Raw genomic sequence first — 16,126 nt, forward strand, 5'->3', positions numbered from 1 at the left:
AGGTGTCAAGACACCTGTAAAACAGGAGGAAGAAAATATGGCAAATCGCACCGATGTGATTATCATTGGAAGCGGTGTGGCGGCTTTGCAAATGGCAAAGGAGCTCAGCCGTGATATGAATGTGATTATTTTCACAAAATCTAAAGCGACAGATAGCAATTCTTATATGGCCCAGGGCGGTATAGCGGCAGCTCTGGGCAGCAAGGACAGCCCTTCTCTTCACTTAAAAGATACATTGGAAGCGGGCCGCTGGCATAATGATGAGGACGCAGCAAGGCGTATGACAGAAGCCGCCCCCGGATTGATCAATGAATTGCTTGCATCCGGTTGTTCATTCGACAGAAGTACAGCCGGGGAGCTTCTCCTGGGAATGGAAGGGGCACACCGGGAAAAACGGATTGTCCATGGAGGCGGCGATGCAACAGGAAAAAAGCTGATTGGGTTTTTACTGGGACAAACAAATGAAAAAGCTTTGATCATTGAAGACTTTTTTGTCTATGATCTTCTGACAAATGATTCCGGCTGTTATGGGGTGAGGGGCATAGGGCAGGATGGGAAACAGGCTGAATTTTATGCAGATCACATTGTGCTGGCAACAGGGGGCTGCGGCCAGCTGTATAGTTATACCTCCAACGCCGCAACTGTCACGGGGGACGGAATCGCCTTGGCATACAGGGCTGGGGCAGAGGTTGCAGATATGGAGTTTATTCAATTTCATCCAACATTATTGTCAATCGGCGGAAAAGGCGCAGGCCTGATCTCTGAAGCTGTGAGGGGGGAAGGCGCAAGGCTTGTCACAGCTGATGGCCGCGCGATCATGGAGAACGTCCACCCTATGAAGGATCTGGCTCCGCGCCATATCGTGTCGCAAACCATTTTCGAGTATATAAATAGCGGAATTGACATTTTTCTTGATATTACCTCTATCGGGAATTTCGCTTCCCGGTTCCCGACAATAACGGAGATGTGCAGGGAAAACGGGATATCCCTTGAACGGGGGCTTTTGCCGGTCATTCCCGGCAGCCACTTCCTGATGGGCGGAATCAGGACCGATCTGGACGGCAGGACGTCAGTCAGCGGCCTTTATGCCATAGGAGAGGCTGCCTGTACAGGTGTCCATGGGGCGAACCGGCTGGCGAGCAATTCTTTGCTCGAAGGACTTTATTTTGGAAGGCAGCTTGCCCGGTATATCTTATCATGTCCGGTACAGCCCAATGAGGCGGGATCCAGGAGCGTAGAGACAGACGATTCCCGCCCTTTGCCATACCTGCCCAATATCGGGGAAATAAAAGAGCGAATGATGATGAATGCCGGGATTGTCCGGACCGCCTCCGGCCTTCTTGCACAAAGGGAATGGCTGCAGGGATTTGGAGCGGAAAAGTGGGTCAGCGCTTCGCTTGAAGGGTATCGCCGGGAGGATATGAAGGTTATCTTCATGCTGATTGCCTCATGGCTCATCACAGAAGCGGCCTTAAAAAGGACCGAAAGCCGAGGAGGGCATTTCCGAAGCGACTTTCCATTTGAGGATGACCAGAAATGGCTGAGAGTACAAATAATCCAGCAGAAAGATCAAAAAGAAGAGGATGGGGAAAATGAACAGATTAAAGCTGCGGCTGCTACTTGAACAATTTTTTCTTGAAGACATCGGGGACCGGGACGTGAGCAGTGAATTAATATTTGGGGAAGAAGAGCAGGGGGAGATTGTGTTTTTGGCCAAGGAAGATGGCGTTTTCTGCGGAGCTGATATCCTTTTGACAGGCTTCCCTTTACTGGACAGCAGCATTGATATTGATTTAATCGCCAGGGACGGCGGGCAGATAAGAGCCGGCCAGACTCTTGCAAGGGTGAGAGGTCCTGTTCACAGCCTCCTGAAAGGGGAGCGTGTTATCCTGAATCTGCTGCAGCGGATGAGCGGGATTGCAACAAGGACAAATGAAGCCGTACAGTTAATGGCCGGAAGCCGCACGAGGATCACGGATACAAGAAAAACGACCCCGGGTTTGAGGATGCTGGAGAAATATGCAGTCCGTACAGGCGGAGGCTTTAACCACCGGTATGGATTGTATGATGCTGTCATGATCAAGGATAACCATATTTCCTTCGCAGGGAGTATTTCTAATGCTGTCGAAGCGGTGAGGTCGAGACTTGGCCACATGGTGAAAATAGAGGTTGAAACAGAAACGAAGGAACAGGTGCTTGAGGCGGTTAAAGTGAAGGCGGATGTCATCATGTTTGACAACCGGTCACCAAAAGAAATCCGGGAATGGCTGCCGCTCGTCCCGGAAGGAATCACAACAGAGGCATCAGGCGGGATTACGATGGAGACACTTGCCGCTTATGGGGAAACAGATGTTGATTATATCTCGCTCGGTTTTCTCACACATTCTGTCAAATCGCTGGATATCAGTGTGAAAGTCAAAATGCTTCAGGGGGTAAAAGGATGAATATTTTTGAGATAGCAGAGCAAGGGGCAAAGATGCTGCCGGAAAAATATAAAACAATGCCAGCAGAAGAGCTTGAGGAAAGGGTCCGGGCTGTAAAAAGCAGGCTTGGAAAGAAGCTCTTCATCCCCGGACATCATTATCAGAAAGATGAAGTCATCCAATTTGCCGATGCTACCGGAGATTCGCTGAAGCTTGCCCAGCTCTCTGCTGAGAATAAAGACGCAGAGCATATTGTCTTCTGCGGGGTCCATTTTATGGCTGAGACAGCGGATATCCTGACTACAGAAAATCAGAAGGTCTACCTGCCTGATATGAGGGCTGGCTGTTCCATGGCTGATATGGCCGATATCCGCCAGACTGAGAAAGCGTGGAGCCGGCTGTCTGCCATGTTCGGCGATACGATGCTGCCTCTGACTTATGTAAATTCAACAGCCGCGATCAAAGCATTTGTAGGTGCACATGGAGGGGCCACCGTTACCTCGTCGAATGCAGAAGAAATGGTGGAGTGGGCGTTTACACAAAAAGAAAGGCTGCTTTTTCTGCCAGATCAGCATCTTGGGAGGAATACAGCCTTCAATCTGGCTATCCCGCTTGACAGAATGGCCGTCTGGAATCCCATCTCTGAAATTCTTGAATACGAAGGCAATCTGGAGGAAGTAAAGGTTATCCTTTGGAAAGGTCACTGCTCTGTCCACGAAAACTTTACAGTGGCAAACATCGAGCAGGTCAGGGCAGACTTTCCTGGCATGAAAATCATCGTGCATCCTGAATGCCGGAGAGAGGTAGTCGAACGTTCTGACTTGGCCGGATCAACCAATTTCATCATCCAGGCAATCGAAAAATCAGCTCCGGGGACCCATTGGGCAATCGGGACTGAAATGAATCTTGTGAACAGGATCATTCAATCCCATCCGGACAAAAAGATCATCTCACTCAACCCGAATATGTGCCCCTGCCTGACCATGAACAGAATCGACCTTCCGCATTTGGCCTGGTCGCTTGAGATGGCGGCGGAAGGAAATGCTGTGAACAGGATCACAGTTTCGGAGCCTGTTGCTTCCAATGCAAGGCTTGCCCTTGAAAGGATGCTTGCACGGTCCTGACAAATAAATATCGGAGGTTTTCAGCAGTCCCTCTTCTTCCTTGTTATATGGCAAGCCTGCCATTCATATCATTGAAGACGAAGGGACTGTTTTATTTAGTTTTTCAATTGTTGCATGGCACCGCTGCAAGGCTTGAGGCGCAAAGTTTATCCGGAACCGCATAAGTTTTTTTGATAATGATTAGCAATTTGCCCATTCCGTCATACAATGTATGGACTTATGCATAGGAGGGATATCAGAGTGAAGATCCATATCGTACAGAAAGGGGATACTCTTTGGAAGATCGCCAAGAAGTACGGCGTGAACTTTGAAGAGCTGAAGAAGATGAATTCGCAGCTCAGCAACCCTGATATGATTATGCCCGGGATGAAGATAAAAGTTCCTACAGCAGGGGGAAGTATAAAGAAAGAAGCCCCGATGGGAATGTCTCCTGAAGCAAAAATCAATATGGGCGCGAAGAAGGAAATGCCAACAACAGAGCATCCTTTTGCAAAAGAAAAGCCAATGCAGGCTGTGGAAGCGCCGCAGCCAAAGAAAGAAGCACCAAAGCCGCAGGTGACGGCTCCAAAGATGGAACAGCCGAAAGCACCTTTTGTTCCAAAAATGCCGCAGCCGATCATTCCGGATATTGATATCAACAATTACTATATGATGAACATGCCTGCCCCTAAACCGCAGCCAAAACCGCAGCCAAAGCCAAAGGCCATGCCGAAACAGGAATACAAGCCGAAGCCTCTGGAAGAGCCGGCAGCCCAGATGCCGATCACCATGCCAAAGCAGCAGCCGCAGCTGCCGCCGAAGCCAATGAATATTCTTCCCGGCATTAAACCGGCTGGTGAAGAAAGCCCTGAGATGGAAAGTCCAGAAACAGCGCAGATGCCGCTGCAAGGAGGTTATAAACAGCCTATGTACCCTTATCAGCCAAACTATTATCAAGGATCTCCGGTGAACCCGGGGCATGGTTATCAGCAGCCTGGCCATTATCCTCAGGTTCAGGGGGCTTCCATGCCATACCAGCAGCAGATGCCATACGGCATGATGCCTGGAATGGAAGGTGCCGGCCAGATGCAGCACCATTATGAAGAATCTTCATCTTTTATGCCTATGGCAAACACGAATCCGATGTATGCCCAGCCTACAGGTGTAATGGGAATGTCAGATCAGCAGCAGCTGCCATTATCTCCTATGTCCCAGCAGCAGCTTCCGCTCCAGCCGACGCAGACCATGCCTGCCATGCAGCAGCAATATCCATTTCCTCCATACCCAGCCTGCCTTCACCCGGTTTCACCAGTAATGCCTGGCCCTGGCTATGGTGCCTGTGAACCGGGTATGCCATACGGATATCCTCAGCAGCCTATGGTACAGGGAGCGATGGAGGGATATGAGTCTCCTTCTATGGCCCAGATGCCATTAATGCCTTCGCAAAGCCAAATGCCGCTCATGCCTTCCGAAGCCCAGATGCCGCTCATGCCTCAGCAGGGCGTCCAGGGAATGTCTGATGACTGCGGATGCGGCTCAGGCATGCCGCAGATGATGCCGGGCATGCACCATGGTATGCAGCCAGGAATGCACCATATGGGGATGGGCATGCCGCAAATGGGCTATGGAGCCCCGTACCAGCCTCAGTATGGACAGCAGATGGGCTTCGGCCAATCGCCATACATGGGCCAGCCGCAGGGATATGGCCCGATGGGCGGCCAGGCATTCGGAATGCCGCGCTTTGACGATGAAAGCTATGAATTTAATGGTTAAAAGCTGGGGAGACGATTCTTATTGCAATCGTCTCCTCTCCTATTTACGCCAAATCCTCCCTTTTCCCGTTAAAGAACTCTCACCGGTCAGAAACAATGTCATGCTGATTGATACCGGGCAGGACATGTATGTGGTGAAAGGGTATTCCTCTTATCAGCGCCTTAAAATTCAGGAGGCTTTCACCTCTTCCCTCAAAAAAGAAGGTTTTGATTCTGCCTGCAGCTTTGAAACAGTGTCATCCGTCCAGCCGCTTTATGATGGGATGTATTACTATGGAGTCATGAAATACATTGTCCCGGGTGACTCTTTTTCTTATCATGATGAAGCTGACCGCAGTGCCGGACTTGAACTGTTATGCCGGTACCACCAAACAGCTGCGAAGGTGGCCGGTCGCTATGATTGTGTCCTGCCGCGTTTCAGCCAGATTGAAAAATGGCGTGAAAGGGCAGCGCTGTTTCTGAACAATCAGCCAGTCGTTAAATTTTTCGTCCAGAAAGAAATGATTGAAGAGCTGATGGGCTGGGCGGATTGGTCCCTGAAAGGCATGGAGCGGGAAAAAGCATTTTTTGAAGCTGAAAATGAAACAGTCCTTCACGGTGATGTGGCCCACCATAATTTTCTTAGGGATGAAAACGGTAAAGTCCATTTGATCGACTTTGATTTAATCAGCATCGGAGCAGTATGCATGGACTATCTTCAATATGCCAACCGGATCCTGCCGTTTATTGGCTGGTCTGCCGAAGCGCTGAGAGAGTATGATGTTTTATCTCCGTATCTCAGCAAAAAGGGGTTTATTTTTGCTCTGGCGTTTCCCTCCGACATTTTCCGGGAATGGAACAGATTAGTCAGAGAAAGGACATACAACGATCCTTATAAAACAAGGCAGCTGCTCGATATGACTGCAGGGCAGTTTACCGAAAGGAAGGCTTTCATCAAAGAGCTGATGGACCTTGCGAATGACCTGCCTGATTAGCTGGACAAAACTTTCAGGATGAAATCAAACCTTCGCCGGAAAGCTATTAATGAGCACAGCTCAAAATTGGCGAAGGGGGTCACCCGCTTGAACCAGAAATTTCTGGCAGTACCATTTGCAGCATTATTAAGCCTTGGCCTTGCAGGCTGCGCTATGGGAGGAAACGGCGGAGATACAGCTTCTGAATCGGGTCATCGCACAGAGTCGCTTGGGGCAGGCATGGACCGGGATAAGAATCCGTCCAGTCCGCTTGCAGCCTATGATAAGAATTTCTACCAGCATGATAATCGCTTCAGCCACAGTGATGCCAATTACCACGGGCATCTTGATGATAATACAAGGGAAGCAAAAAGATCCTATTATACGGCTTACGAAGGGCAGCTTGCGGAAAAGATAGGCGATGAAACAGCAGCCGTCAGCAATGTGGAAGACGTCCGTTCTGTCGTTTACGGAAGCGATGTCCTGATTGCAGTCGATCTGACCGACTACAGCAGGGAAGAGGAGACAAAGCAGGACATACAGCAGGCTGTGTCCCCTTATCTGCGGGGCAGATCCTGTACAGTGGTGGCGGACGAAGGCACCTTCAGCCGCATCCGCAATATAGACAATGACCTGCGGGATGGCGGGCCAAGAGAGCAGATTGACCTGGACATCAAGGATATGTTCCATTCGCTCAGGCACAGGCTCAATGGCAATGGCCGCTGATTTTTGAAAAAGCAGAGCTGCGGCTTTGCTTTTTCTTTACATAAAAAAATAAAGGGAGGACAAGGAGTTGAAAAAAGAAAATAAACAGGAAAAAATTCTGGTCGTCATATTATTTACCGTCGCTTTCCTTTTAATGTTATCCATGCTGAGGAGGCTGTTTTTCTAAAATTGAAGCTCCTATTATCCCTAAAAAAAATTGGCATATTTAATGTGAAGCTGGAAACAATAAAAATAAAGTTTTGGAAACCAAACCAGGGGTGATCTGTTATGAGAACCAATCCAATCCGGCTGCTTGCCTCATTTCTCCTGATAGCTGTATGGTTTGCTGTAATTGCAGGTACAGAAACAGGAATCCTGGTGCGTGCATCTGAAAGCGGCCCGCTCGAGCTCTCAGTCATACTGGAGAGAGTGTATCTCGACGGGGAAATGAGCGAAGAAGAAATTCAGGAAACCGTGTGGTCCCTGGAGGATTTCTGGTCCAAGTATGACGAATGGCAGCTGGTTGAAATGGATGAAGGCCAAATGGTTTTCCGCCAGCAGGTGGACGACATTTCACCTTTATTAAAATCGAACGGGTATTTTGGATTGACGGATGAAGGCATCTTGACCATCTATAACGGCAGGCCGGACAAAAGCCGAATCATCCAGTCATTTTTTCAGATTGATATAGGGAAGCTTGAAAGCAAGAAAAGGGAACAGCTTGAAAAGGGCATCCCAATCATGACGAAGAACAGGTATGTGGAGGTGCTGGAGGCCTTCCAGTCTTATTCAAAAAGCGGAAGCGGCCAGTAGCATAAGCAGAGTGAAGATAGAAAAGCCCTGGTCCAATTGGCCAGGGCCGGCTTCATTACTTTTCATAGCCTGTTATTACATAATTTTCGTCTTGCATCTCCACTGTATAAGCTGCATTTTCGGCAGTTGTCACAGTGGCTTTGTCTGCATCGCCTTCAATCTTAACGTCTTCCTGTGTTGTATCAAGGAAAGAAGGATTGAAGAACGGCTCAGTATTGACTATCATCTTGCCATCTTCAGATTTCTGGTCTGTAGCATAGTGCGCATACATTTCTTTTGCCAGATCTTCACTGTAGTATTTTGAAAGGAATGCGGATGCAGAGCTTTCATCTGCAAAGCTTGAGTTGATGACGATCGTTTCTTCGTCAGCAGCGGTTTCTTTGTTGAATACTTCGTTTACCTTCAGCTCCGCAATGCGGACGCTATTATAGATCTTTGATTTAGCAGCATCATTCAGTTCAGCTGTCTTTTCTTCAGCAGCTTTTTCTTCTTTGCCCTCATCTTCATTTGAAGAGCAGCCTGCAACGGCAAATAATAGTGTGAAAATTGCTAAAAGAGATAATAGTTTCTTCAATTCGGTGACCCCCAGTCATTTTTTTTAAAACCTCTCCCATTATATAGAAATAACCCTGAAAATTGCAACTTTTTTCTTCGGCAAATCTTTGTAGTATGATAGAATGAGGTACAGAAAATTTGGGGAGCGAGACATTTGTTTGAATATATAAAAGGCACGGTCGAATTTATCGGCCCTGAATATATAGTGGTCGAAAATAATGGATTAGGCTATCAGATTAGCACACCCAACCCATTCAGCTATTCAAATAAGCAGGGAGGGGAAATCCAGATTTTCACCTATCATTATGTAAGGGAAGATATTTTCGCTTTATACGGCTTCCATTCCCGTGAGGAAAAAATGCTGTTTACAAAGCTGCTGAACGTTTCCGGCATCGGGCCAAAAGGAGCCCTTGCGATCCTTGCATCCGGAGAGCCGGCTCAGGTCGTCCAGGCGATTGAGGACGAAGATGAAGCGTTCCTGGTCAAATTCCCGGGAGTGGGCAAAAAAACGGCGCGCCAGATGATACTTGATTTGAAAGGCAAGCTTCAGGAGGCGATTCCGGACTTCTTTCCCAATCTGTTCAATCCTGATGCAGCCAGGCCTGCTGCTACAGGAAGCGCTGCTCTTCTTGAGGAGGCCATCCTGGCACTCAGGGCTCTTGGCTATTCGGAAAAAGAGGTCAAGCGCATCAAACCGGCATTGGAAAAAGAGAAGCTTACAACAGATGAATATATTAAAAAAGGCTTGCAGCTGCTGCTTAAGTAGGACGGAAGTCTCCTTTTGCAGCGTCCGGCAGCCAAGGGGTGAATACAGCTTATGGAAGATCGGATCATTTCAGGTGAAGCGGACCTTCAGGATGTCTCCTTTGAGCAGAGCTTGAGGCCGCAGACTCTGAGGCAATATATCGGACAGGATAAAGTGAAGGAAAACCTGGAGGTCTTCATCCAGGCTGCGCGGATCCGCGGAGAGACTTTGGACCATGTCCTGCTATACGGCCCCCCGGGTCTTGGAAAAACGACGCTGGCCAGCATCATAGCCAATGAGATGGGGGTTAATCTCAGGACAACCGCCGGTCCCGCCATTGAAAGGCCGGGGGACCTTGCTGCCATACTGACTGCGCTTGAGCCGGGTGATGTTCTTTTCATCGATGAAATCCACCGGCTGCCGCGTTCGATAGAAGAGGTGCTGTATCCGGCGATGGAGGATTTCTGCCTTGATATCGTCATCGGGAAAGGCCCGAGTGCGCGGTCTGTGAGGCTCGATCTCCCTCCATTCACTCTCGTGGGGGCAACGACAAGGGCGGGTTCAGTATCAGCACCGCTCAGAGACAGATTTGGTGTTCTCTGCCGCCTTGAGTATTATAATGAGAGTCAGCTCAAAAATATTGTTTCAAGGACGGCCGATGTCCTTGAAACAGGCATTGACGATCTGGCGGCTTCTGAAATTGCCAGGAGATCCCGGGGAACCCCGCGGATCGCCAACCGCCTCCTGAGGCGGGTAAGGGACTTTGCCCAGGTCAAGGGCGACGGCAGTATTGATGCAGCCCTTGCCCATGATTCTCTCGAACTTCTGCAGGTCGACCGTTTAGGGCTGGATCATATTGACCATAAATTATTAAGAGGAATTATAGAGAAATTCCGCGGCGGTCCTGTCGGGCTTGAGACGATAGCCGCTACAATCGGGGAAGAATCCCATACAATCGAAGATGTATATGAACCGTACCTGCTTCAGATCGGCTTTTTACAAAGGACCCCAAGGGGAAGGATTGTGACGCACCTTGTCTACCATCACCTTAACCTTGAGCTGCCAGAGGCTTGAAGCTGTTACTGGAAAAATAAAATTGAGTTAAAAAAACAGATAGGGTGAAACACCATGAAAGTAGAAATGTTTGATTTTCATTTGCCAGAGGAGCTGATTGCCCAGACTCCTCTAGAAGATAGAACGAGCAGCCGGCTGATGGTGCTCGACAAGGAAGATGGGGCATTGCAGCATGAAACATTTAAAAATCTGCCCGAATATTTGAATCCGGGCGACTGCCTTGTGCTCAATGATACAAGAGTTCTGCCTGCCAGGCTGTTCGGCGCCAAGGAAGGGACCGGCGCCAAAATTGAGGTTCTGCTGCTGAAACAGCAGGAAGGCGATGTATGGGAAACGCTCATTAAACCGGCAAAAAGAGTCAAGGAAGGAACAAGGATCGAATTCGGGGACGGCCTACTGTCAGCAGTCTGCACTGGTACAGAAGAGCAGGGCGGAAGGCTGCTGAAATTCAACTATGAAGGCATTTTTTATGAAGTGCTGGAACAGCTTGGAGAGATGCCCCTGCCGCCTTATATCAAAGAGCAGCTTGATGACCGCGAACGGTACCAGACTGTGTATGCCAAAGAAAGGGGATCGGCTGCTGCCCCGACCGCCGGGCTTCATTTTACTGAAGAACTGCTGGATGAAATCAGGGAAAAGGGTGTGCATATCGCTTTTATTACCCTGCATGTAGGGCTTGGAACCTTTAGGCCGGTCAGTGTCGAGGATATCCATGATCATAGTATGCATGCCGAGTACTATCAGGTCACGGAAGGAACTGCAAGGCTTTTGAATGAGGTCAGGGAAAATGGAGGCAGGATCATTACTGTCGGCACTACCTCAACACGCACACTTGAGACGATTGCAGACGCCAATGAAGGCAGGTTCGAGGCTGGAAGCGGATGGACAAGCATTTTCATCTACCCTGGCTATAGGTTCAAGGCAATTGACGGGATGATTACCAATTTCCATCTGCCCAAATCGACGCTGATCATGCTGATCAGTGCACTGGCAGGACGGGAAAATGTGCTTAACGCCTATAATGAAGCAGTGAAGGAACGCTACCGCTTTTTCAGCTTTGGAGATGCCATGCTGATCATCTAGCATGGAAACGGAAGGAGAACGAATAACTTGACAGCAATACGGTATGAATTGATTAAAACATGCAAACAGACAGGTGCGCGGCTCGGCCGGGTTCACACCCCGCACGGTTCATTTGAAACGCCTGTCTTTATGCCAGTGGGAACACTGGCCACAGTTAAGACAATGTCGCCGGAGGAAGTGGCAGGCATGGGTGCCGGGATCATCCTCAGCAACACTTATCATCTTTGGCTTCGCCCGGGGCATGATATTATCAAGGAAGCAGGCGGCCTCCATAAATTCATGAATTGGAATGGCAGCATCCTTACAGACAGCGGGGGCTTCCAGGTATTCAGCCTCAGCCAATTCAGGAAGATTGAAGAAGAAGGAGTCCACTTCCGGAACCATCTGAACGGAGATAAGCTGTTCCTTTCACCGGAAAAAGCGATGGAAATCCAGAACGCACTTGGCTCTGACATTATGATGGCTTTTGATGAATGCCCTCCTTATCCGGCTACATATGAGTATATGAAGAAATCAGTTGAGCGGACATCGCGCTGGGCTGAGCGCTGCCTGAATGCCCATGAACGCCCGAATGACCAGGGCCTCTTTGGGATTGTCCAGGGCGGAGAATACGAAGAATTAAGGAAGCAGAGTGCCCGTGACCTTGTATCTCTGGACTTCCCGGGCTATGCAGTGGGCGGACTCTCTGTCGGCGAGCCGAAGGATGTCATGAACAGGGCGCTGGAATTCACGACGCCGCTTCTTCCTGCTGATAAGCCGCGCTATCTGATGGGGGTTGGATCTCCGGATTCCCTGATTGATGGCAGCATCAGGGGCATCGACATGTTCGACTGTGTCCTTCCGACTCGGATTGCCCGCAACGGAACACTGATGACCAGCAACGGGCGCCTTGTCGTTAAAAATGCCAAATTTGCCCGCGACTTTGGCCCGATTGATGAAAATTGCGACTGCTATACATGCCGTAATTACAGCAGAGCCTATATACGCCACCTGATTAAATCTGACGAAACATTCGGCATACGACTTACAACTTACCATAACCTTTATTTTCTGGTAAACTTAATGGAACAGGTTAGACAAGCAATCCGCGAAGATCGCCTGGGTGATTTTAGAGAAGAATTTTTCGAACGTTACGGTTTCAATAAACCGGATGCGAAAAATTTCTGATACACGAAAGGGGTGAAAAAAAGGAATGGATATTTTAGGTACATTAGGACCATTATTACTGATGTTCATCTTATTTTATTTCCTTCTTATCCGTCCGCAGCAAAAGCGCCAGAAATCTGTGCAGCAGATGCAGTCGGATCTGAAAAAGGGAGATAAAATTGTGACGATCGGCGGCCTCCATGGCATTGTCGATGCCATCGATGAAGATAAGATCGTCATCAAATGCGGTGACGGCAGCAGACTTACATATGATCGCGCAGCGATCAGGGAAGTGCGGGCAGCAGCCGAAACAACATTGGCAAAATCATAATAAAAAAAGAAGCAGACCTTGTTCTGCTTCTTTTTTTATGGCTTTAGAAAACCGTTGCGTTTCAGTTTAGGCATCTATGCTGCCCTTGACTTTGAAGACATGTTGACTCCCAGGATCCCGCCCATCATACAGACCAGCAGGAAACACGTATGATAAATGGTCTGCTCCGCGGAAAACAGGCTGTCATGCCCGAGATATTGAAACAGAAAAATGACCAGTGTATATATGGCGCCAGTCAGCCCCCCCAGCAGCCATCCTTTCTGCTTTCCTTTTCCCCCGGAAATGAAGCCGCCGGCAAACAGTGAAATGAAAGCCAGGATTTCAGCGGGAAGCTTTATGGATGACTCATCCATTGAAGTGAACTTCAAGAGCAGCGAGAACACCAGGCTGCTGGCAATCGCAATGATAAAGATGCTCCCTATCCCGTATAGCACCGCACTCCCCATATGTTTGGATTCTTCCATTGATTTCCTCTCCCTTCAAACGATAAATCCTAGTACAAGCATATTCGCAGCAGCTGCTTTTTAGAATTAAATATTTTGCATAATGGCGGGCTTTTTCCTCCTGAATGGAGGGGCTAAAATCAGTGCCAAATGGAAAAAGCTTTCTTAATGACAGTCCTGGACGTGAAGCATACTAATGTTGGAATGTGATGAAAGAGGAGGAGGCAGTTTTGGCGGAATATATGATAATCATTGCGAGGACACTTTTTTTATATGGGGTCATCCTCCTGATCTTTCGGCTGATGGGCAAAAGGGAAATAGGCGAACTGAGCGTGCTGGATTTAGTGGTATATATCATGATTGCCGAAATGGCAGTGGTGGCGATTGAAAATCCTGACGGCAGCCTGGTGAAGAACATACTTCCGATGATGCTCCTCATGGTTATACAAATCGTTCTGGCCATCCTATCACTCAAAAGCAAAAAATTCAGGGATATTGTGGACGGCAAGCCCTCTATTATCATCAATCAGGGGAAAATCGATGAAAATACGATGAGGCAGCAGCGATATAATTTCGATGATCTTCTCACCCAGCTGCGGGACAAAGATATTAAAAATATAGCGGACGTCGAATTTGCGATCCTGGAGCCTTCAGGCAAGCTTTCTGTGTTTCAAAAGGACAATATGAAAGGCAGCGACATAGACCATCCTCTGATCATAGACGGAAACCTTCAGGAAGCCAATCTTGCTTCAGTCCATAAATCGCGCCAGTGGCTGGCAGAACAGCTGAAGAAAAAAGGCTATGATGAAATACAGCAGATATCTTTTTGCAGCTACTCTAACGGAAACCTTTATATTGATCCCATCGATGAAAAATAAGATGGTCAAAAAAATGGCGTTCAGGACGCCATTTTTATTTTTTTATTTGAAGGCTAGCCTTGAAAGAGGCTGGCCGATGACCGGGATCCGCCGCAGATCTTCTTTTGTAATCAGCCTGAAGATGAGCAGGAAAATCAGATACAGTATTCCCATGATCAGCGTGGATATCATAACCTTGAAGGCCAGAAGCAACTCCTCCGGCATCATGCTGAATGAAGTATGGCCACCCCAGCCAGCAAGGCCCATGACAGCAAAGGTTTTCACATAATCCATGATATAAAAAGTGAATGAAATGGTCTTCAGTACGGTTCCGAAATGAAGCAGTGTGACAAGAACAAAGCCGACCAGGATGCCGAGAGCCACCCCATTGATGCCGAATGCCGGCTGGCTGGCAAGGAGAAAAATGACGGCGATTTTTACGATTGACCCGATCAGGCTGTTGATCATGGCGGCCCTTGCGAGGTTGAGTGCCTGCAAGGTGGCTTGAAGCGGTCCCTGGTAATAGTAAAACAGAAAGAAAGGAGCCATCAGTTTGATGAACTGGTCTCCGCTTGAACTTCCATACATAACCTCCATCAAAGGGCTGGCAAGAACGTAGAGAAGCACGACTGCCATTCCCCCTGTAATAAAAGAGAACCGGAGCGCCTGCTGGAGCCTGTGTTCAATCAGCTTCATATCCTTTCTTGAGTTGGCCTCGCTGATTGCAGGCACAAGCGAGGTAGAAAGGGAGTGGGTGACGAAAGACGGCAGCAGCAGCAGAGGCATGGCAAAGCCTGTCAGGGCCCCGTATTGCTTTGTGGCGGCGATGGCGGCTACTCCCGCAAGCGCAAGGCTGTGTGAGACAACAATAGGCTCAAAAAACCAGGCAATCGATCCGATCATCCTGCTGCCCGTAGTCGGCAGAGCAATCTTCATCAAATCGCTGAAGGTGCTTTTACCGGACTGGACATAGCCGAAGAAATTTTTTCTCAGCCTGAACCTTTTCTTCAGTTTGAAAGCTGCCACAAGATAAATCAGTGAAACCAGTTCCCCGATTACAGATGCAAACATTGCCGCTGCAGCGGCATACTCGATGCCATAAGGCAGGAAAGCCTTCGTCAGCAAGGCGATAAGCCCGATTCGCACGATCTGCTCAAGAACCTGTGAATATGCTGCGGGCTTCATCTGCTGCCTTCCCTGGAAATATCCCCTTATGACAGAAGAAACAGCTACAATCGGCACGATGGGGGCGATTGCCAGCAAGGGCAGATGTGTCCTTGGGTCAGTGAAAAGAGTTTCAGACAATATAGGAGCGAGCAGAAACAAGGCCGGCGTGAAAATGGCAGATAGAGAAATGGTCACAGCAAGAGATACAGCCAGTATTTTTTTGATTTTTGCCGTATCGCCCCTGGCTTCTGCCTCCGCTACATTTTTGGAGATGGCAACTGGCAGGCCAAGCTGTGTAATTGTAATGACGAGGATCAGAGTGGGAAATGCCATCATATATAAGCCGACACCCTCTTCACCGATGAAGCGGGCAATCACAATACGGTTTATGAATCCGAGAACCCTTGTCACCAGGCCGGCAGCCAGTAAAATAATCGTTCCTTTTAAAAACTTAGACATCCTGTTCCCTGCCTTCTCAAAATAGGTATAATCATATACAATTAACTATATGCCGCGATTAGGACAAAGCATGACAAGTTCTTGATTTTTCTATTTTTGATAGAACAGCGGGAGAGGAGCCCTAGTGATGAAAGGCCATGTATATGAAAAGTTTCGCCGGCAGGTTCAGCCTGCACTGCAAAGCAAGCTCGAGGAATTCCGGCTGCTGAATTATGGAGCTGTTGCAGAAGATGAGCTTTGGAGGTATCTGACTGAAAAAAAATGGCGGAAACCGCATGGAGATGCCAGACTATTCGAAATAGTGGGCGGTATCCTGGAAGTGAAAGCGGCTGACTATTTCAGCTATGCGACAGTCGAGGCATTTAAAGGAAAAGGCCTTGGCGAGCTGAGTGAGGAAGACAGAAGGAAGCTGCTTGAGTGAGGATAGGATTGTAAGCGGCTGTTGCGGTATGTACAATTCATTTTTTTAATGTAAGAGCCAGTTTATTATGAAGGGA

At 48.5% G+C, this 16,126-nt stretch carries 17 protein-coding genes; 14 read left to right on the forward strand and 3 right to left on the reverse strand.

All coding sequences use genetic code 11. The features are described 5' to 3' along the window. Nucleotides 1-37: 37 nt before the first annotated feature. The 7 genes from nadB to ABU165_RS01560 all read left to right on the forward strand — a co-directional run bounded on the left by nadB (nucleotide 38) and on the right by ABU165_RS01560 (nucleotide 7,769). Nucleotides 38-1,624 carry an L-aspartate oxidase gene (gene nadB / locus ABU165_RS01530; protein ID WP_318059573.1) on the forward strand — a complete coding sequence of 529 codons (1,587 nt, stop codon included), beginning with the start codon at nucleotides 38-40 and terminating at the stop codon, nucleotides 1,622-1,624. Further along, on the forward strand, nucleotides 1,593-2,444 hold the full coding sequence (nadC, locus tag ABU165_RS01535) for a carboxylating nicotinate-nucleotide diphosphorylase (protein WP_101550409.1): 852 nt from the start codon (nucleotides 1,593-1,595) through the stop codon (nucleotides 2,442-2,444). The genes nadB and nadC overlap by 32 nt, the downstream gene beginning before the upstream one ends. After that, nucleotides 2,441-3,547: a quinolinate synthase NadA gene (gene nadA, locus ABU165_RS01540; RefSeq protein ID WP_318059572.1), complete on the forward strand. Its 1,107-nt coding sequence runs from the start codon at nucleotides 2,441-2,443 to the stop codon at nucleotides 3,545-3,547. Before nadC ends, nadA begins: the two co-directional genes overlap by 4 nt. A 240-nt stretch (nucleotides 3,548-3,787) precedes the next feature. Next, nucleotides 3,788-5,299, forward strand: coding sequence for a SafA/ExsA family spore coat assembly protein (safA, locus tag ABU165_RS01545; RefSeq protein ID WP_094766980.1), 1,512 nt, complete (start codon nucleotides 3,788-3,790; stop codon nucleotides 5,297-5,299). Continuing rightward, the gene (locus tag ABU165_RS01550) at nucleotides 5,283-6,272 is read left to right on the forward strand and encodes a phosphotransferase (protein ID WP_318059571.1); all 990 of its coding nucleotides are present in this window, start codon (nucleotides 5,283-5,285) and stop codon (nucleotides 6,270-6,272) included. The genes safA and ABU165_RS01550 overlap by 17 nt, the downstream gene beginning before the upstream one ends. 87 nt (nucleotides 6,273-6,359) lie before the next feature. Continuing rightward, a complete protein-coding gene (locus ABU165_RS01555) occupies nucleotides 6,360-6,977 on the forward strand; it encodes a YhcN/YlaJ family sporulation lipoprotein (RefSeq protein WP_248137445.1) in 618 nt (205 codons plus the stop codon). Between the two features lie 267 nt (nucleotides 6,978-7,244). Then, entirely contained in the window at nucleotides 7,245-7,769 is a 525-nt protein-coding gene (locus ABU165_RS01560) for an intercompartmental signaling factor BofC (protein ID WP_009796121.1), read from the forward strand. 55 nt (nucleotides 7,770-7,824) lie between these two features. On the opposite strand, the gene ABU165_RS01565 is transcribed toward ABU165_RS01560, so the two are convergent. After that, a complete protein-coding gene (locus ABU165_RS01565) occupies nucleotides 7,825-8,343 on the reverse strand; it encodes a hypothetical protein (RefSeq protein WP_009796122.1) in 519 nt (172 codons plus the stop codon). A 135-nt stretch (nucleotides 8,344-8,478) separates the two neighbouring features. On the opposite strand from ABU165_RS01565, the gene ruvA reads away from it, so the two are divergent. Genes ruvA through yajC form a run of 5 tightly spaced genes read left to right on the forward strand, consistent with a single transcriptional unit; the run spans nucleotide 8,479 to nucleotide 12,703 of the window. Continuing rightward, complete coding sequence (gene ruvA, locus ABU165_RS01570; RefSeq protein ID WP_009796123.1) at nucleotides 8,479-9,090, forward strand: Holliday junction branch migration protein RuvA; 612 nt, start codon at nucleotides 8,479-8,481, stop codon at nucleotides 9,088-9,090. 51 nt (nucleotides 9,091-9,141) lie between these two features. Then, nucleotides 9,142-10,143: a Holliday junction branch migration DNA helicase RuvB gene (gene ruvB / locus ABU165_RS01575; RefSeq protein ID WP_009796124.1), complete on the forward strand. Its 1,002-nt coding sequence runs from the start codon at nucleotides 9,142-9,144 to the stop codon at nucleotides 10,141-10,143. A 54-nt stretch (nucleotides 10,144-10,197) separates the two neighbouring features. Continuing rightward, complete coding sequence (gene queA / locus ABU165_RS01580; protein ID WP_318059570.1) at nucleotides 10,198-11,226, forward strand: tRNA preQ1(34) S-adenosylmethionine ribosyltransferase-isomerase QueA; 1,029 nt, start codon at nucleotides 10,198-10,200, stop codon at nucleotides 11,224-11,226. Between the two features lie 27 nt (nucleotides 11,227-11,253). After that, nucleotides 11,254-12,393, forward strand: coding sequence for a tRNA guanosine(34) transglycosylase Tgt (gene tgt / locus ABU165_RS01585; RefSeq protein WP_009796190.1), 1,140 nt, complete (start codon nucleotides 11,254-11,256; stop codon nucleotides 12,391-12,393). Between the two features lie 25 nt (nucleotides 12,394-12,418). Further along, nucleotides 12,419-12,703 carry a preprotein translocase subunit YajC gene (yajC, locus tag ABU165_RS01590; RefSeq protein ID WP_022544225.1) on the forward strand — a complete coding sequence of 95 codons (285 nt, stop codon included), beginning with the start codon at nucleotides 12,419-12,421 and terminating at the stop codon, nucleotides 12,701-12,703. A gap of 74 nt (nucleotides 12,704-12,777) precedes the next feature. Here the strand turns inward: yajC and ABU165_RS01595 are convergent, their stop codons facing one another. Next, nucleotides 12,778-13,167 (reverse strand): TIGR04086 family membrane protein, encoded by a 390-nt coding sequence (locus tag ABU165_RS01595; RefSeq protein WP_009796192.1) that lies wholly within the window; start codon nucleotides 13,165-13,167, stop codon nucleotides 12,778-12,780. A gap of 209 nt (nucleotides 13,168-13,376) precedes the next feature. Here ABU165_RS01595 and ABU165_RS01600 point away from each other — a divergent pair, with 209 nt between their 5' ends. Then, on the forward strand, nucleotides 13,377-14,024 hold the full coding sequence (locus ABU165_RS01600; RefSeq protein ID WP_022544224.1) for a DUF421 domain-containing protein: 648 nt from the start codon (nucleotides 13,377-13,379) through the stop codon (nucleotides 14,022-14,024). Nucleotides 14,025-14,066: 42 nt separating this feature from the next. Here ABU165_RS01600 and spoVB read toward each other — a convergent pair whose 3' ends face one another. After that, entirely contained in the window at nucleotides 14,067-15,629 is a 1,563-nt protein-coding gene (gene spoVB / locus ABU165_RS01605) for a stage V sporulation protein B (RefSeq protein WP_318059569.1), read from the reverse strand. A gap of 127 nt (nucleotides 15,630-15,756) precedes the next feature. Between spoVB and ABU165_RS01610 the strand changes: the two genes are divergently transcribed. After that, on the forward strand, nucleotides 15,757-16,050 hold the full coding sequence (locus ABU165_RS01610; RefSeq protein WP_318059568.1) for a post-transcriptional regulator: 294 nt from the start codon (nucleotides 15,757-15,759) through the stop codon (nucleotides 16,048-16,050). Nucleotides 16,051-16,126: the final 76 nt, after the last annotated feature.

Origin of the sequence: Cytobacillus sp. T106 (assembly GCF_040492155.1) — a bacterium.
Classification (GTDB): domain Bacteria; phylum Bacillota; class Bacilli; order Bacillales; family Cytobacillaceae; genus Bacillus_AB; species Bacillus_AB infantis.